At 45.1% G+C, this 17,989-nt stretch carries 26 protein-coding genes; 7 read left to right on the top strand and 19 right to left on the bottom strand.

Features of this window, described 5'->3' with window-relative positions; all coding sequences use genetic code 11:
* The first annotated feature begins 261 nt into the window (after window positions 1-261).
* Entirely contained in the window at window positions 262-453 is a 192-nt protein-coding gene (locus tag LL912_RS02615) for a YtxH domain-containing protein (protein ID WP_235552002.1), read from the top strand.
* Between the two features lie 46 nt (window positions 454-499).
* The gene (locus LL912_RS02610; RefSeq protein ID WP_235552001.1) at window positions 500-718 is read left to right on the top strand and encodes a dodecin family protein; all 219 of its coding nucleotides are present in this window, start codon (window positions 500-502) and stop codon (window positions 716-718) included.
* A 431-nt stretch (window positions 719-1,149) separates the two neighbouring features.
* Here the strand turns inward: LL912_RS02610 and LL912_RS02605 are convergent, their stop codons facing one another.
* From LL912_RS02605 to LL912_RS02565, 9 genes are all read right to left on the bottom strand, one after another.
* Window positions 1,150-1,881, bottom strand: coding sequence for a BON domain-containing protein (locus tag LL912_RS02605; protein WP_319941307.1), 732 nt, complete (start codon window positions 1,879-1,881; stop codon window positions 1,150-1,152).
* Window positions 1,882-2,005: 124 nt separating this feature from the next.
* Window positions 2,006-3,274, bottom strand: coding sequence for a L,D-transpeptidase family protein (locus tag LL912_RS02600; RefSeq protein WP_235552545.1), 1,269 nt, complete (start codon window positions 3,272-3,274; stop codon window positions 2,006-2,008).
* Between the two features lie 148 nt (window positions 3,275-3,422).
* Complete coding sequence (locus LL912_RS02595) at window positions 3,423-4,115, bottom strand: hypothetical protein (protein ID WP_235552000.1); 693 nt, start codon at window positions 4,113-4,115, stop codon at window positions 3,423-3,425.
* A 2-nt stretch (window positions 4,116-4,117) separates the two neighbouring features.
* Window positions 4,118-4,450 carry a hypothetical protein gene (locus LL912_RS02590; protein ID WP_255785545.1) on the bottom strand — a complete coding sequence of 111 codons (333 nt, stop codon included), beginning with the start codon at window positions 4,448-4,450 and terminating at the stop codon, window positions 4,118-4,120.
* A gap of 18 nt (window positions 4,451-4,468) precedes the next feature.
* Window positions 4,469-4,699: a hypothetical protein gene (locus tag LL912_RS02585; protein WP_235551998.1), complete on the bottom strand. Its 231-nt coding sequence runs from the start codon at window positions 4,697-4,699 to the stop codon at window positions 4,469-4,471.
* A gap of 3 nt (window positions 4,700-4,702) precedes the next feature.
* Window positions 4,703-4,957, bottom strand: a complete 255-nt coding sequence (locus LL912_RS02580) for a hypothetical protein (RefSeq protein WP_235551997.1) — start codon at window positions 4,955-4,957, stop codon at window positions 4,703-4,705.
* 59 nt (window positions 4,958-5,016) lie between these two features.
* A complete protein-coding gene (locus LL912_RS02575) occupies window positions 5,017-5,289 on the bottom strand; it encodes a hypothetical protein (protein WP_235551996.1) in 273 nt (90 codons plus the stop codon).
* Between the two features lie 36 nt (window positions 5,290-5,325).
* Complete coding sequence (locus LL912_RS02570; protein WP_235551995.1) at window positions 5,326-5,529, bottom strand: hypothetical protein; 204 nt, start codon at window positions 5,527-5,529, stop codon at window positions 5,326-5,328.
* 62 nt (window positions 5,530-5,591) lie between these two features.
* Window positions 5,592-6,140, bottom strand: a complete 549-nt coding sequence (locus LL912_RS02565) for a hypothetical protein (RefSeq protein WP_235551994.1) — start codon at window positions 6,138-6,140, stop codon at window positions 5,592-5,594.
* 227 nt (window positions 6,141-6,367) lie between these two features.
* On the opposite strand from LL912_RS02565, the gene LL912_RS26145 reads away from it, so the two are divergent.
* Window positions 6,368-6,955, top strand: coding sequence for a DUF308 domain-containing protein (locus LL912_RS26145; protein WP_406603591.1), 588 nt, complete (start codon window positions 6,368-6,370; stop codon window positions 6,953-6,955).
* 28 nt (window positions 6,956-6,983) lie between these two features.
* Here LL912_RS26145 and LL912_RS02560 read toward each other — a convergent pair whose 3' ends face one another.
* The 5 genes from LL912_RS02560 to LL912_RS02545 form a co-directional block, all read right to left on the bottom strand.
* Window positions 6,984-8,282, bottom strand: a complete 1,299-nt coding sequence (locus tag LL912_RS02560; RefSeq protein WP_235551993.1) for an acetyl-CoA hydrolase/transferase family protein — start codon at window positions 8,280-8,282, stop codon at window positions 6,984-6,986.
* A gap of 85 nt (window positions 8,283-8,367) precedes the next feature.
* Window positions 8,368-8,565 (bottom strand): hypothetical protein, encoded by a 198-nt coding sequence (locus tag LL912_RS02555; protein ID WP_235551992.1) that lies wholly within the window; start codon window positions 8,563-8,565, stop codon window positions 8,368-8,370.
* Window positions 8,566-8,932: 367 nt separating this feature from the next.
* The gene (locus tag LL912_RS26140; RefSeq protein ID WP_406603596.1) at window positions 8,933-9,076 is read right to left on the bottom strand and encodes a hypothetical protein; all 144 of its coding nucleotides are present in this window, start codon (window positions 9,074-9,076) and stop codon (window positions 8,933-8,935) included.
* A gap of 38 nt (window positions 9,077-9,114) precedes the next feature.
* A complete protein-coding gene (locus LL912_RS02550; RefSeq protein WP_235551991.1) occupies window positions 9,115-9,261 on the bottom strand; it encodes a hypothetical protein in 147 nt (48 codons plus the stop codon).
* Window positions 9,262-9,464: 203 nt separating this feature from the next.
* Entirely contained in the window at window positions 9,465-9,746 is a 282-nt protein-coding gene (locus LL912_RS02545) for a universal stress protein (protein ID WP_235551990.1), read from the bottom strand.
* 314 nt (window positions 9,747-10,060) lie between these two features.
* Here LL912_RS02545 and LL912_RS02540 point away from each other — a divergent pair, with 314 nt between their 5' ends.
* The 3 genes from LL912_RS02540 (at window position 10,061) to LL912_RS02530 (ending at window position 12,567) form a co-directional block, all read left to right on the top strand.
* Window positions 10,061-10,495 carry an Hsp20/alpha crystallin family protein gene (locus LL912_RS02540; protein ID WP_235551989.1) on the top strand — a complete coding sequence of 145 codons (435 nt, stop codon included), beginning with the start codon at window positions 10,061-10,063 and terminating at the stop codon, window positions 10,493-10,495.
* A gap of 11 nt (window positions 10,496-10,506) precedes the next feature.
* Window positions 10,507-11,157: a BON domain-containing protein gene (locus LL912_RS02535; protein ID WP_235551988.1), complete on the top strand. Its 651-nt coding sequence runs from the start codon at window positions 10,507-10,509 to the stop codon at window positions 11,155-11,157.
* Window positions 11,158-11,508: 351 nt separating this feature from the next.
* Entirely contained in the window at window positions 11,509-12,567 is a 1,059-nt protein-coding gene (locus LL912_RS02530) for a response regulator (protein WP_235551987.1), read from the top strand.
* Here the strand turns inward: LL912_RS02530 and LL912_RS02525 are convergent.
* On the bottom strand, window positions 12,560-12,901 hold the full coding sequence (locus LL912_RS02525; protein ID WP_235551986.1) for a hypothetical protein: 342 nt from the start codon (window positions 12,899-12,901) through the stop codon (window positions 12,560-12,562). The two genes, LL912_RS02530 and LL912_RS02525, sit on opposite strands and share 8 nt — an antisense overlap.
* 282 nt (window positions 12,902-13,183) lie before the next feature.
* Here LL912_RS02525 and LL912_RS02520 point away from each other — a divergent pair, with 282 nt between their 5' ends.
* On the top strand, window positions 13,184-14,260 hold the full coding sequence (locus LL912_RS02520; RefSeq protein WP_235551985.1) for a hypothetical protein: 1,077 nt from the start codon (window positions 13,184-13,186) through the stop codon (window positions 14,258-14,260).
* Between the two features lie 33 nt (window positions 14,261-14,293).
* Here the strand turns inward: LL912_RS02520 and LL912_RS02515 are convergent, their stop codons facing one another.
* From LL912_RS02515 to LL912_RS02500, 4 genes are all read right to left on the bottom strand, one after another.
* The gene (locus LL912_RS02515) at window positions 14,294-15,322 is read right to left on the bottom strand and encodes a zinc-dependent alcohol dehydrogenase family protein (protein WP_235551984.1); all 1,029 of its coding nucleotides are present in this window, start codon (window positions 15,320-15,322) and stop codon (window positions 14,294-14,296) included.
* Between the two features lie 2 nt (window positions 15,323-15,324).
* Window positions 15,325-16,215 (bottom strand): polysaccharide deacetylase family protein, encoded by an 891-nt coding sequence (locus LL912_RS02510; protein WP_235551983.1) that lies wholly within the window; start codon window positions 16,213-16,215, stop codon window positions 15,325-15,327.
* Between the two features lie 518 nt (window positions 16,216-16,733).
* Window positions 16,734-17,246, bottom strand: coding sequence for a pyridoxamine 5'-phosphate oxidase family protein (locus LL912_RS02505; RefSeq protein ID WP_235551982.1), 513 nt, complete (start codon window positions 17,244-17,246; stop codon window positions 16,734-16,736).
* 221 nt (window positions 17,247-17,467) lie between these two features.
* Window positions 17,468-17,917: a hypothetical protein gene (locus LL912_RS02500; protein WP_235551981.1), complete on the bottom strand. Its 450-nt coding sequence runs from the start codon at window positions 17,915-17,917 to the stop codon at window positions 17,468-17,470.
* Window positions 17,918-17,989: the final 72 nt, after the last annotated feature.

Genomic DNA, 17,989 nt, shown 5'->3' with positions numbered 1-17,989 from the left:
ACCGGGCCTGAGGCCTGTAGCCATTTCTCTTATACTTTCCATGGGTATTCACAAAAGTGAAATCTTAGTGTAATAATGGAAATAAAATACAGGAAATATCCAGACGAAATAAATGACCGCAATCATCGCCGGTCATGATTACTGCGCTCCATCACCGGATCAGCAATAAATTGACCGACATCATCCCTCCCGATGAGTCGCATCATTTTTACCAGCAGGCATTCAGGTTAACTTGAAAGTTATTAACAATAAAAAAAAATCATGAATCATTTTAGTAAAACATTGGCAGCAGTTGCTGCGGGCCTGGCCGTCGGCGCTACCTTAGGCAGCCTATTCGCCCCGGAAAAGGGTAGTGACGCCAGAAAGAAAATAATGGCCGCCTGCAAAAAAATGACCGCTAAAACGGAGGGGTTATTTGGGCGGCCAAAAGCAACAAGGCAGGAAACGGCGTAGGAGCTACGCATAATATCATCAAATTCTCAAATCGAAAATTCTTTTTATGGCAATCGTTAAAGTACTGGAATTAATGGCCAGTTCTACCAAAAGTTGGGAGGATGCCGCATTGCAGGCAGTACATGAAGCTTCCCAAACCGTCAAAAACATCCGCGCTGTATACATTAAGGATCACAGTGCTGTAGTAAAAAACAATAAAATTACGGAATACCGCATTGTTGCCAAGCTCAGCTTTGAAGTTGAGCCTCAAGAATCAAAAACCTGACGCCGCGTACCCGGCTGTGCAATACACTATAAAACGCAGATCCGCTACAAGGCTCATCGTTCAACCTCCTTTATTTACCGGCTAACCGGTGGATAAAGGAGGTTTCAGCTATATCTAGTTATCCTTCTTCTTATTTTTTAAAGATGCGGGGCCTCAATCCGCCGCAACCGTATAGTGGTGGCCTGACTAGCTTAATTTGTTGTTGTATGATGACAGGTTCTGTCATTGCTGCCTGGCATTGGCGCTGAAAAAGGGCAGACCCCTAACGAAGCCTGCCTGGATGACAATAAGGGTTTATGGTTCATTGACCGATATAAAACACTAAACCGGGATTCAACTTGTGAAACAAACGTTCCGGATACCCGCTATCAATTACGGGAAAATCAAATGCACCTAAGCAGTAAAAGAAACTTACCTTCCGCCAACAGTCTTTAATCAAAGGCAAACTCGACCAAATCAATTTCCAGTTCATTTTCTACACTGGAAACGCCCGGGGCATTCCAGGCGGCCTGTTCAGCATCTTCTTTTTCCGCAAATGAGCGCACTTTCCCATGCAGGGTAACCTTACCGCCGGAAACATCGACACCAATTCGCTCTGCATCGACCGTCGCGCTGCGCTCGAATGCATCCCGAATTTTTTGCAGAATACCCGAGGTCGTAGCCTTAGGCTTTACAGTAATCAAATTCAGCACACTGCGAACGCCGGCCAAATGCTCTATTGCAGATTGGGCATTGCTACGTTGGTACTCCCACTCCACTTCTCCGTCAAGTTGCACAAGGCCATCCTCAACTTTGATTTTGATTTTCTCCTCCTGTACAGCCGAATGCCATTTTAAAGCACTCAATACTGCCTCTGCAATTTCTGCATCTGTTTTACGATAGGCGGGAGAAATACCAACCTGGATGTCTTCAGCCACTGCCTTTACGCCTGAAACCCTTTTTGCATCTTTTTCTGCTGCAAGTTTTTGAGAATAGGTGCTAACCTGACCACCAAGCGTCACCACCCCCTCTTTTACGGACACTCCGATTTCAGCAGCACGTAGAATCGGATCCCAATTCAATTCTTCCATTACGTCTTTTTGAATTTGAACGTCACTTTTCATAACTTTTGTTTTAAATGTTTTTAAAATACAGCCGTTAAGCCTTATCTCAACCGCTTTCAACAAATTTAGTTTTGGTGCAACCCCATTTCAATGACGCTCATCACCGGCCTGTTTGAGCCTTATCAACACCCAAATACCGGCAATTCAACCTGTCAAAAAATGTCAAAACAATCACAGGTGTCAACTACAACAAATTATATATATCTTCGAAATAGTTCACCGTGCCGTTTGCGGCGTCATCTGCCGTCATATACAAAACAAAAACAGGAACCGGTTTCCCAACCTTCTTTGTTACAGGCTGCTGACCTTTGATGCTGGCATTCAGAAAACGTTCGTCAAGCTTATCGTCCAGTATTTCATTTGCCAGCTCAAGCGGCTTTTCGATCCGGATGCAACCGTGACTCAGATACCTTTTCGCTTCCTTGAAAGCGGACTTCAAATTGGTATCGTGCAGGTATACGCTATAGGGACTGGTTAAATTGAACTTAATAACACCTAATGCATTGTCACAACCCGTAGATTGGCGGAAACGATAGGGAAAGTTCTTCGCCGTAAACCTCTTCCAGTCCAACCGTTTCGGATCAACAACTGCCCCCTTGCTGTCAATCACCTGCATCCTCAGTACTTCCAATACAACCAGGTTTTTCCTGCAAAACGGAAGGATTTCATTAACCGCGATACTTCGGGGCACATTCCAATATGGATAAAGAATTACTTCATTGCAATAGGTCACAAACCGCGGCGTCATTGTTGACGGCTTTCCGGCCACAATCCGCATCGTCAACTTCACCGAATCCTGTTCAAAATAGCATAAACTTGCAGCGGCAATATTAACCACCATAAAATGCTGAAACCTGAAATGCAGAAACCAGCGGAAGTTATTGAGACTGATGGCCAGCGATGCAACTTTTTTCCGGTCGCCCGACTCTAGTTGCGTTTGTAACTCATTTTTTAACGTCAGGTAAAGCGGTTGTGATGGTTCCAACGTCTGTACCATTTCCCTCAACCGCGCGCTGCTGTTACTTGCCTTGTATAAAAGATCGGTGATGTATTGACGATCGCTCAGTTCATATTTCCCGGAAATCTCGTCGCTTCCAACTTTTGTCCGTGTTTTCGGGTCACCCCGGTAGAGGTCCATAAAATAGGACAACGCAGCATCGGTAATCATGCGGTCATATACCTGGATTGCAGCTGAATCGAGATCTGCAGCAGTATCCGGCAACATGGACAGGTATTTCAGTGAATCCAGCCCCTGGAAGACCGCATTTTCCTTAAATATCCTGACCAATTCAGACCGCATTGTATCACCCGTTTCAATTCCGGATCGCGACCAATATAAACGGCCCTCCTGTTGACGATAAAATGCATCCACCCAGGAAGGATTTGATAATGGTCTGACAGCAAAACGCTGCTGTGCATTTACTGCTGTTATGGGTACCGCACACAGAATCATTAAGCTCCCCGCGATTCTTGTAATTATCACATTCAGTTCGTATCTTTTCTTTATCCGCATATTTACTTCGTTGAAACCACGATAGGAACCTTCCGGCTAAAGCCCTTTCCACACTTTCAACCCGGGCCGGCCAGCACCAATTATTTTATTATTTTACGGCAACACCTGGGCCACTCAAAGCGGCGGCCTCAATTTCGCCGTTGTTTAAGCGAAACTCGGGAGGAATGTACTTCAGCCCCAACGCACGATACATTTCCTCCTCAGTTAACCCGGCAATTCGTCTGTGCGTTGCAACTTCAAAAATCCCGTATTCATTCATCGTATAGCCTTTCTGTTTGGCGATCGTACGCAGGCGAATGGTGTGTTCCCGTGAACCCGTCATATAAAGCAAGGCCGCACCATATTCATACGCGTGCATGAGCCGTATATCTACCTGAATGTTTTGGTACCGCAATAATACGCTCGCTTTATTGGCTCCCTTAACCAATACCCTCAGAATATGCCTGGATGTAATAAAGCGTTGTACAATAGCCAACCGGTCTTCAGGCGCTGCAATCACCAGTATATCAATATCGCCTATGAATTTGCTTTTTCTGCGAATGCTACCGCAAAGTTCAGCCTGTTGTACGCCGGGTATTTTTCTAATCAAATTCACAAGCGCCGTTCCAATCCGGCGGCCATCCTTTAATAACATCGGCTGCCCGCTTCTCGTTAACGCCAACAACACTTTCATACGTTCAATCCTTCGTTTACCGATCCCTTTAACTCCATCGAGGCGGTGACTGTTTAAAGCTTCCGCCAGCTCATGTTCGTTTTTTATACCAAATTGATGATACAGCACTCTTAGAGTTGCCGGCCAAAGCCAGCAATATCCATCAATTCCAGCAACTCGTACGGCACCCGCTTTTTCAGTCGACTGAGCAGCCCGATCTTCCCTGTCTGCAGGTATTCTGTTATTTTCTTTGCTATACTGACACCAATATTACCCAGGGCTTCCAGGCGTTTTAGATCCGGGGCATAGTCAGCAATATCTTCTTGCATATTCGATAGCATCGCTGCCGCTTTTTCATAGGCAGATGCCCGGAATGGCTCTCCGCCCAGGTAGCGATAACAGCGCGCCATCTGTTGAAAGATGAAGGCAATTGCCTGATTATTATTTTGTTCCGGGCTTTGCATAAATAAAAAAAGAGTTTGTCAGAAATGAGCAATAAAAAACGGATGTTCCATCACCTCCCGGTTTAAATACATTTTTCCATCTGACATCAACCTTGAAAGACTTGTTCTTCCGGCAGCACCCATTACTATAAAACAATTACGTCTTCGCTGGTAGAAGTCAAACAGTTCTTTGTCAAAGTCCCTGGAATATAGCATCTCAAAGGTAATCTGCGAATAAAATTCCTCCATTGGTCCCTTATCAACGCTCATGTTTTAACTCCGGAACCGGTCTGCAGCCACCACAATAACTCGCTTACTTTCAAAGCAAGGAAACAGGTGCGCAAATCGTCGGAAGGCAAATAACGAAGAGGCAGAGCCATCATAAGTCAATACAATCTCTTCTATATCCGGTGTCTGATCAGAAACAACCACAACCGGGCATTCGGCAACCTGGAGTAACGACCAGGCAAATGGCGTAAGATATTCATCGTCTTCTGCGTCGGGTGAGGATGTTCCTCCTATTACCATTAGATCGGCAAAACGGCTTTCTGACACAGCTTCGCGAAGCGGATCGCCTTTCAGGCATCTTATATCATAAGCAATTCCTTCTTTTTCGCAATCCGCCGGAAACACTGGATATCTTCCTCGTTATCACTTCCGACATGCTGCATTTGAACCAGCATCGCTGACGCATTGCTTTTCTTTTTTATCATTTCTTCCGGATACAGCTCCTTCTCAGAAGTGTTTGTCAGCAGTATCCCCTGAAGCCGGGACCGGGTTATCTGCGCCAGGTAACAGGCAAACCTCAGAGGTTTATCATTTAAAGTGCCATCATTGATCACTAAAAGAAGATTCTCCATAAATTAAATTTTAAGCCGGTTTGATTTTTGTAATCTTTATCTATGCGCAGCAAACAGAGGAACGCCTTTATCCTTAAGCAATACAGAAATAAAGCTCTTTATAACCAGTTGCGCTCCCCACGATCGGCCACAGGCACCGACAATGCGTATCACCGACTGCTGGCCGGCCATCCATTCCGTCAATTCGAGGTCCGTGTTCAGCTTCAAATAAGCCGAATCAAGCGAAGGATAATGATTCATCGCAAGGTTGTTTAAATCGCTTCTGTTCTGCCTTTCATTTTTATAATGCCTAAGGCCAACATTTATAAGAACTGTCGTGTGGCCACCAAATCAGGCAACAAATAAGAAAACTGTTTAAGGGCATAAACCGCGGAAGCGCTTCCGTCAAAAGCAATGACGTTCCCGTTGGAAAATTGAAAATGGTCGGGAACGACGATTACCAGGTATTCGCAATAGCGTAGTATTTTAGCTAGATGCGGCCACCTGTATGACGTGCTTCTCTGTTGAAAAAGTGCATCGCCAAGTACCAGCAGATCCGCATACCGGCTTTCATTTTCAAGTTTAGATACCGGGGCCTCGCCCTTCCCCAAATAGCTGGAATGCCGGATATCATACTCCCGGCATAAATCTGAAAACCTGCAGGCAGCCATAACCAGCCGCTCCTGCGTCTGAGATTTATAAGGGGGAAGCAGGAAAAAGGGGTCCGCACGCAGCAACCAATCCCCCGGGGAACGTTTTGGCAAAAAGACCTCGTACAAAAACACTGGCACTCTTCGATTCATTTCCTTTACAAACTCAAATGCTCCACGCTCAATATCAATACCGTTGGATATAAACAATACTTTCAACATACCTGTGAATTAAAAATACGACCACGTTCGGTGCAATACCTATGACAACGATCAACCTGTCAAATGATGCTTATTAAAACACAGTTTGGTTCATTAGGGGCAGTCCAACAACCATGACCGTATCATCAGCCGTTCCAATGCCCCTCATTGATCACCACTTCGATAAAACATAGCTTGCTCAACGAAAAAAAATCAAGACTTCAGTTTTACTCAAATAACACTTCGATATGCATTCAACTACCATTAAATCCGGGATAAATAAGCTGCCGCTATGGATCATACCCCTCGCTGCAAGTCTTCTGTTGATTGGCATAAGCTTTTATATCTTCGCTTATCCATGGAACAGCTATCTTCAACTGATCAAGCTTTCAGGGATCGGCATTCTACTAAACGGACTACTGCTCATAATTTTATACTACATTGAGGGCGCCCTGTTTAACCGATCCGACTGGATGCTTGCCGAGGGTATACTAAATAGCTTGTTCGGCATACTGATGCTGTTTAATCCATTACTAAACTTTTTCCTGTTCGCATATTTCTCCGGCATTTGGGCCATCTGTTGGGGCGGTTTAAAGATGATCCAATCCCTGCTTCAAAAAAAAGAACTAAAAAGTCGGTACCTGTTATCTGCAGAAGGCTTATGTGCTGTATTGATCGGGGTATTGCTACTGAACCTTCCGTTTATGAAAACACGAACAATCATTCAATGGATCGCCCTGCTACTACTGCTTATAAGCATTTTGAATATATCTATCAACTTAAAAACAACGCATTTAAAAGAAATGCGCCCATCATTCTTTAAGCCAAGCCGGTAACCTGCAGGCATGAAGCATCAAGCAGTTTTTATTTTACTGCAGTATACAATTTCTGGAATCGTTCATAGTAAGCCTGCTCTAACTGCTCCCGGTGATCCGGATGTGCAATGCTAATCAGCAGCCGGGCCCGCTGTTCCATATTCCGGCCATACAGATTTACAATACCAAACTCGGTAGCAATAAAGTGCACATGCCCTCTTGTAGTAACAACACCGGCACCGGGCTTTAAAAAAGATACAATTCGGGAAACACCATTTCGTGTTACCGATGGCATTGCAATAATGGGCTTCCCGCCCACAGACAAAGAAGCGCCCCGCATAAAATCCATTTGCCCGCCAATTCCCGAATACTGGTAGGTACCGATCGAATCGGCACAGATCTGGCCGGTAAGATCAATTTCAATAGCACTGTTAATGGCCACCACTTTTGGATTTCTGCGGATGACGTCGCTGTCATTTACAAAAGCAACATCCATACAGTTTACAAATGGATTGTCGTTTACAAAGTCATATACCTTTCGTGTGCCAAGAATAAAACTGGTAACAATTCTGCCCGGTTGCACTTTTTTATATTCATTGGTAATCACCCCCTGCTCTACCAACGGCACCAGCCCGTCAGAAAACATTTCGGTATGCACACCAAGCCCTTTATGCCCCGAAAGCTGCTTCAGCACCGCATCCGGAATCGTCCCAATGCCCATTTGAAGAGTCGCTCCATCCTCAATTAAAGAAGCTACATGCTTGCCGATTCTGACTGCTGTTTCGTCTGTATCCAGGCTATAATCAACCTCGGGGAGCGAACTATCCTGCCAAACCATCGCCGTAAATTCAGAATAATGAATCACACCGTCTCCCATAACTCTTGGCATTTGCGGGTTTACCTGTGCGATTACCACCGGCGCCATTCTTACCGCACAAAGCGCCGCATCGACAGAAGTCCCTAAGGTACAATAGCCGTGCCGGTCGGGGGGTGAAACCTGTACAATGGCAACATTGAGTTTCAAAAAACCTTCTTCAAACAGGTTCGGGATTTCGCTTAAAAAAACGGGTACATAATTCCCATTAGGCCCGTTCACCCATTCCCGAACGTTTGAAGACACAAATAATGAATTTATAAAAAAGCCGTTATCAATTACTTCCGGTCGATTCCAGTCAATCTCGCCGTATGTACTAATACAGGTCAGTTCAATATTCTTGAGTGTTCCGGCTTTTGCCAGTAATTTGTTTACCAGAAACCTGGGAGTTGCAGCACTTCCATGCACAAAGACGCGGTCCCCGCTTTTGATTAGCTCCAATGCACTGTCTGCAGTCTTATATTCAATCGTCATCTGCGCCATTATTGTTTACCATTAAAAATCAGCTGCGTCAGCCCGCTGTAATTATTATATATTATTTCCATCTACTCCATAACGGCTAATCATCGTCCTGTAAACCATAATCCTTCGCTTCTTCAGCTACGATGCGCGTGCTATCTTCATATCCCTTTTTATTCTGCTGCTGCAGGGTTAAATCGTCCGTTTCTGTTGTCTGTATCCAAACGGTACCGGCCAGCCGCAAAACCTGTACAGCGATACCTGTCTTTTGGAAAAACGCAGATTCGAAGTCCGCCACTGTCTGATCAGCTTCTAAACTGATCGGCAGGTTTCCTGTTGAGGATTCTGTGGTTATGATCGGCGATTGCGCATCTAATTTATCGTTGAGCCGCGACCCTTCCCCTGCAAATGGGGATGCTTGTAAAAATTAAGCTTTAAATAGGGATACCGCTTTCTAAAGTCCGACTGAATATCGGCGATGGATCGCTGTTGAGCAAGGTTCATGTTCATGATATTTATTTTACCATTCAAAGCTATGCTGCCGGGCGCTGGATTTTAATGACATGCATCATTCCCGAAGATTACAGGCATCAGTACTTCTGCCGCTGTTTCGCCTGTTTCACCGTAAACATCTTTCATGGAACAGTCCGCAACGCATACGTTAACTACGGATGTAACGCCACAACAGGCACACTGCAATGAAGAACAAATTTTTTGGTATGGGAAGCGAATATCAGATCTTCGAGCAGGGAGTATTCGTTAGGAAAGATCATTAATAAGTCGAATCCGTTATTCTCAACATAGGTTATTATGTTTCCCGCAACTTTTTTGCCTTCGAGGTAGTGAATTACGGGAGTAAGGCGCGAAAACCGATTTTTGATTTCAGCACCTCGCTATCAAATGATAAAGCATCCTTCCCGCCGGCCACGCTGACGATATGCAATTCCGCACCAAAATCCAGCACAAGCTGACTCGCTTTTTCAACAGATACCATACTCATCGGGTTCCGGAAATCCCAGGCAAGAGCAATTTTCTTTATTCCTGAGAACCTTGTCTTGTAGGGTACTGCAAGCAATGTCCAGGGTAGATGCCGCATTTCATAGACCGTATGCCTCCCAAACACCAGTTTTTCTGCCCATGGAGGTTCCCTGGCTGCCCATGATGACCATATAGGGCCTGACGTGCTCACAAACGATTTCACTTCCGAAAAAAATTACCGTTGCGCACTTCACTAAAGATACTGAGCGCGCCATGTGTTCTCCGGTGAATTTTTACTTTTAATTTTATCAGTTCTGCTTCGGCGTTCAGACGATCATCATCCATAACCAGGGAAACGGGCACCTGGGTAAAGTTAACAGGCAAATCACATACATATAACAGCAACAGGCTGGCTTTACTGGCTATGGCTATTTCTACGCCGTAGTTAACTGCATTTAAAGCTGCCTTGGAAAAATCAACGAGAACCAGTATCGTTTTCATAAAAGTATTTTACCCAGACGAAAATATCCGGGTACATACATTACCCGGTTGCGTCGTTAAAGTATGTCAAAAATAGGCCTGCATGATTTCTTAGTCAATGAGCGCGGTCAAATCATTTTCTAACCCGTATCAGCAGACAGCCTGAAGGAACATCATACTTCCGGCAAGATTTCAACCATTTATTGCCCACGATAGCTAATATCCGTCAAACAAATCAATGATTTTGATCATTGCAATCCCTTTTAGTAAACCCGTATTTTAGAGCCACCGAAAAATAATGTGTTGATCCCGTTTTCCTGCAAATGCCGGCCGCTATGTCTAAAGATTCCTTTTTTCAAAAACGCAACTTTATGCCCTGGGTTATCGATCATTTTTTTCTTCCGTGGACTGCATGGTTAAGAACAAACGGCTTCATTGGCCAAACCGTGATACCGGCGTTAAAAGTTTCTGATGAAAAAGATCTGTACTGCATTACAGTTGCAGCACCTGGTATGCAAAAAATAGATTTTCTCCTAAAGACAAAACACAATCAACTCATTATTAAAATATTAAAAGAAAACATACCGGTTGTACAAGCGCAGGCATTAAGGGGAAGAAAACATTCTGGGTTTTCCTGCACCATCGGCTTACCGCCGGAAGTACATCCAAACAGGATTAACCATCATTTGAATGAAGGGATACTTTCCATTTTTCTGCCAAAAAAGCCAGACTATTCAGGCCTGAAAGCAACTACATTTTCTAATTTATAAACCGTACAAAAATGAAATCAGATAAAAAAATCCAGCAGGATGTCATAGCAGCACTTCGATGGGAACCCATTCTTAACGCCGAAGAAATCGGTGTGGCAGTAACGGATGGGGTTGTAACCCTAAGCGGTCATGTAAATCAATACATCAAGAAATGGAAGGCCGAATCGGTTACAAAAAGGGTTAAAAATGTAAAAGCAGTTGCAATCAATATTTCAGTTGAAATTTCTGCTACAGACAACAGCAACGACACGGAAATTGGTCAGGCGGTTATAAACGCTTTTCGCTGGAATAGCCTGATTCCACAGGACAAAATCAAGGTCAAAGTGGAACACGGGTATGTAACGCTGGAAGGCCAGGTAGAATGGCAATACCAAAAACAAGAAGCATACAATGCCGTTAAACCATTGCTTGGGGTTAAAGAGGTGTATAATTTGCTATCCGTTAAACCTGTTGTCAGCAAAGCATTGGTAAAAGACCAGATCAAAAAGGCGTTAACCCGGAATGCCGACATTAAATCCAACAAAATAGATATCGATATTTCCGGCCGAAAAGTAATCCTTAAAGGATCCGTCGGAACCTGGCAGGAACGATCGTTGATTGAGAATGCCGCATGGTGCTCTCCGGGAGTTACCAATGTGGTTGATGAAATTGAAATCCGGTAATCCAGGGATAACCGGCAAAACTGCTGTTTGCTATTCATTTACAGGCACAACAGGATGCATAAAACGAGGATCACGGCAAACAAACGCACTCATCAAATATTAAAAAAACATAAACTAACGGCTTATTTTTGGTATATTTGTTATACCAAAGGATATCAGAAAAACGGTTATACGATCGGTTTTGTCCAGGTGCTCATCGGAGCTCTCCTGGTTAAAATCCCCTCTTGAATGTCGGACGGACCATCGTATTTTGATTATTTATAAAGACAGGATTTGGATCAGCCAATTTTAAATTAATCTCACGCCCACTTAACCTTTGGGAAATTTTTGGACATTAAGAACATCTGTATAATGACAAAGATATTGCTTATCGAAGACAATCCCGAAATCAGGGAAAACATGACCGAAATTCTGGAGCTTGCAGGCTACGAAGTTTTTACTGCTCCAAACGGCAAAGAAGGTATCGACGCAGCCCTCAAAGAACTACCCAACCTGATCCTTTGTGACATTATGATGCCGGTACTGGACGGTTATGGTGTGCTGCACCTGGTACAGAAACATGCCCAGCTGCAAAGCGTTCCGTTTATATTTCTCACTGCAAAATCCGAAAGAAATGAGATCCGGAAAGGAATGGAATCGGGAGCAGACGATTATATTACCAAGCCCTTTGACAGCATCGAGTTACTGAATGCAATCGAAATACGTTTAAAAAAGGTGGAACTGTTGAAACGGCCATTCCAGGGCAACCTGGAAGGCGTCAATGAACTCATCTCGGTTACTTACGGTAAAGATTATCTTGAAGAACTCAGAAAGGACCGGAATATTAACCGGTATAAAAAGAAGCAGATCATTTACGCAGAAGGCAACCATCCTTCCCGCATCTACTATATTCAAAAAGGAAAAGTAAAGACATTCAAGCGCAACGATGACGGAAAAGAACTCATTGTGGGACTCTATGCAGAAGGCGATTTCCTGGGATATCTGCCGCTAATGGAAGGGCGAACCTATCATGAAACGGCTGAAGCCATGGAAGATGTTGAGCTTTCAATTATCCCCCGATCCGAATTTGAAGAATTACTCGGAAGTAATCCTGCGGTAATGAAAAAATTCATGGGTATACTGGCCCGCAATGTGGATGAAAAAGCAGAACAATTGCTGGCTGTTGCTTACAATTCCTTACGAAAAAAAGTGGCGGACACCCTGGTCACGCTGAACCGGAAATACAATAAGGACCAGGACGAAAGTTTTCACATTGATTTGTCGCGCGAAAACCTGGCAGCGATAGCTGGTGTGGCCAAAGAATCGTTAATTCGTATGCTGAGCGAACTGAAAGAGGAAAACTTAATTAACCTGGAGGGACGTAAGATCCGGATATTGAATTACGCGAAGCTTGAAACCATGTTCAATTAAAATGATGCTCATTAAGAACCTTAATAAATGAAGATTTCATTTTTTGAAATTCGAATTGCAACTGCTTTGCCGCTTTTCCCAAAACGGCATGTTGTATGCTATTTGCCTCTGTCATCCCTTTCCTGTATATTTCTTCCTGCAGCAGGATAACATCCCTTCGCAGCAGGTCAATCACCTGGTCCTTGTCAACAAACTGCTGTTGGAACAGTTCTGCCTGCTCAACAAAACCAGAAGGCACCTTCCCGCTAATGGCTTTTGAAAGCCGGTTCTTGAGCAGTACGTTATCCATTTTAAGCTCTGATAAAATGGTGAGCCATTTCCCGCTTTCCTTCATAAAATCCGGTTTTTTACAAACACTCTTTAGGGTTATTCTGTTTTCTTTATCTTTTAAAGGTACTGCCGGACAGCGCGCACACCGCTAATATCCGTCATCAATATAAAGATTACAATCATTGCTATACCGATCCTACGGTCACCCGACGGGAGGCCTTCGCTGGCCATACAGACATCTATCCAGGCTCCTCTTTTATCAGCTTGACAACGATCATAACCTTTTGTAACCCCACTCATTTATTTGCAAAACCCGGTTTTGCAACTTTACTCTTTAAATACTACGATGATGAAATCAATAAATCGGCCCAATAATCGTCATTTCTCCCTGAAATCCGTTGCCGTTATTTCGATCGCTTTGCTTTGTTTCCTGCTATTGTATGACCATAAATTCCGGCCTGATGCACGAGGATCCGATCAGCCAGCTACCACACAGACATCCGTTGCCAGATTAGGCACCGCCCCGGATACCATCCCTGAAAGACTGGACACGTCGCGCTACAACGCGCTGCTGCTGGACCTGGCACACCAGAAACCCACCCATAACTGGCCGGCAAAAGCTCCATTACCCCTGGCGGGCGCGGTTCTTCCTTTTCACCGGATTGTGGCCTATTATGGAAATTTTTATTCAAAAGGCATGGGCATTCTTGGTGAATTGCCAGAACAGCAAATGATTCAAAGGCTCAAAAACGAGGTTCAAAAATGGCAGCAGGCGGATCCCGGAATTCCGGTTTTGCCGGCCATACATTACGTTGCCGTAACCGCCCAACGCCAACCGGGGCCGTCGGGAATGTATCGGCTGCGCATGCCGCACACAGAAATCGATAAGGCCCTGGCCCTGGCCAGGCAATTGAAAGGCCTTTTGTTTCTTGATGTCCAGGTCGGGCAAAGCAACATACAGGACGAACTTCCGCCGTTGATGCCCTACCTTCAATTACCAGATGTACACCTGGGCATAGATCCCGAATATTCGATGAAAACAGGACAGGTACCCTGTTCCGTCATTGGAAGTTTTGATGCCGTTGATATTAATCATGCGGCCACCTACCTGGCTGGTTTAGTTAGAAAAATCCATTGTGGTCCAAAAATACTCGTTGTTCACCGCTTTACCTCCCAAATGGTCACCAACTACAGAAATATTATTACCCGGCCGGAGGTACAAATTGTAATGAATATGGATGGGTTTGGGTTTCCGGCAAAAAAGATCGACAGCTACCAGGGTGTTATCACAAAAGAACCGGTTCAGTTTACCGGTTTTAAACTTTTTTACCGGAATGATCTTACCAAAGGGTATCATCAAATCATGCAGCCCGCGGAAGTGCTTGCTTTATACCCGGCTCCGATTTATATACAATATCAATAGGGCTCCTTAAAAATTGCCGGCGCCCGGGTGCAGCTACCAACCAGCCTGGCCACCCTGCGGCATCACCAACACGGCAGCACCTTGCAAACTACCATTACGGAGCGCATCAAGCGCATCATTCGCCTGCCGAAGCTCAAAAAACCGAACGGAAGCCTTTACCGGAACCTTGGATGCCAATGCCAGAAATTCCCGCCCATCATTACGTTTCAAATTGGCTACAGAACAAATCGCACGCTCCTGCCATAAAAGATGGTACGGAAACGATGGTATATCAGACATATGAATGCCTGCGCATACCACAACCCCCGATTTATCGATAGCGGCCAGGGCCTTTGGAACCAGCGCACCCTGAGGGGCAAAGATAATTGCTGCGTCTAAAGGCACGGGCGGGTCCTGCAAAGAATCCCCAACCCATGTGGCACCGCAATCGCGGGCGAACTGCTGGCCGCCCGTATCACCGGCACGGGTGAAAGCATACACTTCTTTACCCTCAAAGCGCGCCAGCTGCAACAACAAGTGGGCGGCTGCTCCAAAACCGTAAAATCCGATCCGACGAGCGGTATCCGGCACTTTCCGGTAAGACCGGTAACCAATCAGTCCTGCACATAACAAAGGTGCCGCCGCCGCATTATGAAAGCTTTCTACCAATGGAAAACAAAACTGCTCCCAGGCTACAGTGTAGGTAGCATACCCACCGTCTATATTATATCCTGTGTAAATTGCCCGATCGCAAAGATTCTCCCGGCCGCTGCAACAATAGCTGCATGCTCCGCAGGTGTGCCCCAACCAGGGAATTCCAACCCAGTCGCCCTCTTTCAGTTGCTGCACCTCACGCCCGGCGCGCACTACATATCCAACAATTTCATGACCGGGCACAAGCGGCAGCTTGGGATCCGGCAACGCTCCGTCCGTGATATGCAGATCGGTGCGGCATACACCGCAGGCCAACACCTTTACCAGCACTTGCCCTTCCTGAGGTTGCGGCATGGGCAGTGTGGTGTATTGCAGGGGCTTTCCCTGCTGATACAATACCATTGCGTTTATCGTGGCGGGTAATCGCATATCTATGGATTTTGGGCCTTAAACTGCGCCATCGCCTTCATCAACCGGTTTGCGCTCCAGCCCCCATCCACCAGGATACGCCGAACTGTAAACTCGGGGGTTTCCCGATCCAACGGTCCGTAAAGCTGAAAGCCCATTTTATAATTATTGTTTATAAGCTGTTTAACAGCGGCCGCGTTCCAGCTCCCAAATGGATAGGCGAAGTACCGAACCGGCCTGCCAGTTACCGCTTCAAGCAAACGGGCCGGCTGCACCAACTGAACCTGCCAATCTGCTTCTTTGTAAAACCGAACATCATGATGATCCCAGGTATGACAACCGATCACATGCCCTTCCTCTGCCAGACGGCGTATTTGCTTGCGGGTCATATAGCGGTTTTTATCCATGGCGACTGTCATAATAAAAAAAACGGCTTTATAACCGAGGCGGTCCAGTTCGGGAAGCGCATGATCAAACTGGCTCCGGGTTCCATCGTCAAATGTAAGAATAAAGGTTTTTTGCGGTAGCGGCTCATTACGCTGCCGGTAAGCAATCCATTGATCGGGTAAAACAGCCCTGTACCCGGAGTCATTTAGTATGCTCATTTGCTCATGAAAAGTTTTTACCGGCACGATATAGGACCGGTCGGCCTTTGCATCCGAGGCCACCCAATTCCTCACCTGATGATAACATAACACAGGGGGTTGGCGAAAACGGGTTTTGGAGGAAACACTCCCGGTAACATTTGTGGCAAATTTATAACCGGCCGTATATGCTTTGTCAACCCGGGTTCCGGCAGCTATGGGATCCGTTTTATGACCCAAACCACCCGACAACAGAAAAACAAAGATGAAACACCCCAGAAAGACATTTTGTCTGCAGGCTCCGGGTTTTAATTTCGTATTTACCGGCATTACCTTCAATTTATATCCAAGGAAAGCAGCGCTGCTTTTAACAGAATACAGTTGATTTTGTTGCATCAGCATCTTGGTTGCTTATTCCTTAACAACCAGGTCGTATAACTTCCAAAATAGTTGAACAAAAGCATCCCTGATTACGTGGCGACCAAAAAATAACATGGAAAGGATAATGAATGTGCTCGTTATAAATGCCATTAGTCTTTCTCTGTCTATATTTGAATATGCTTGCATGATATCCGTTCATTTAAGTGAAATAATACTCAAATCTATCACCAGAACCCCTCGTCATACAATGAACTTCGTCATATTGATTGGTGATAAAAGTTGTGGTTCCCGGCGGTTTGATTCTTTATCACAAAAGCCCTCTCCGGTTCAGTTTTCAACGGGCTGCTGTTGGGTCAAATCTGTGCAGGTATAATCTCAGATCATTCTAATGTAGCGCGCGGCAGGCAAAATTTATTGAACGGCATGTAACGGGAACTGCATACCTGCCAGGGGTAAATACGGCTCCATCACAACGACTCGAAATAGTTTTCACGGGTATCCGGCAATCGCCCTCTCCATCTATTCGCTTCATTTCTACAAATGGAACTACGGCCGGTCATTTGTTTCAATTCCACACAAAAGAGCACTCCATCGTTATCCGAATCGGAAATAGCAAACGGCCAGTAAGAAGACTGTAGCAAGTCGTCGCTTTCCACTTTGGCGGCAACCCGCCCCTGCAACACACGAATGGCGTTCAGCCGGTCCTCTGCTTTACTTAGCTCTTTAAACTTGCCCCAGCAAATCACGCTCTCCCATTTCGCCATGGTCTCAACATGCTCAACCTGGAAACACACATCCGGGTTTTCACGCATCATTTTCAGCTTTAACCCTTCAGCCGTCCGGCCGAAAATACAACCCTGATGGTAGGCATAACAAATAGGCACAATATATGTCAGTCCATCCGCATGACAACCGAGATGACCGAAAATCCTCCGCTGTAATACGCTTTCAATTTGATCGTTGCTTAATTCCTGGAACATCGTTTAAACTTAATACATTAAAGATTTAATTACCCAACAACTACATATACCCACCAATAAGCCCCCCATTTTTCCGAACACAAAACCCGTTCAGGTAAAGTTGAGCGCTACAGCAACCGGATTACAATGATCGCCGTCAACAACAGCACTAATATTTATTAGGCCCTGCAAGACCTGGCGGTATTCATGCGGATTCAAAATCATTGAATCAAAACGCACCATTACTCGAAGGCCATCTCGAAACAGCCGGGCGTATCCTGGTAAAGTTTTTTTATAAAATAGCCGATGTGCCGTTTTAAGTTGGAAACAGCCGAGGAATATTGCCCACGAACATAAAAGCACTTTGCCTGTAAGATCTTAAACCTGACTAAAATCCTGCTTTGTAATGCATTTGTATCCCCGTCAATAGAAGCAGTACCGTTAAGATCAATACTCCACTCAACGCCCTTCTTATGAAAATGCAGTTGCGCCGGAAACTGCGTATGCATACCATTAATATCGACATAGGGCCTTTCTACAAAAAAACAGATATTACCGCACAGGTCAAAATCAAATGTTTTTATGAAGGAGGTCGGGCACAGGAGCACCTGGTCGCTCTGGTCGTAAAACAACGCCGTACCCAATTCTCTGATTTTATCTTTTAAAAATTCCACCTGGATTTCCGTGTTCATTGCATGATTCTTTAACCCTAAATTTAGAACATAGGAATCCTGCTTCCGATGATTGTGGTTGATCAAAACTTT

The sequence above is a fragment of the Niabella agricola genome, from assembly GCF_021538615.1.
Lineage (GTDB): Bacteria > Bacteroidota > Bacteroidia > Chitinophagales > Chitinophagaceae > Niabella > Niabella agricola.
Note: the sequence above shows the minus strand (reverse complement) of the source record. Positions and strands in the feature narration are given on the sequence as shown.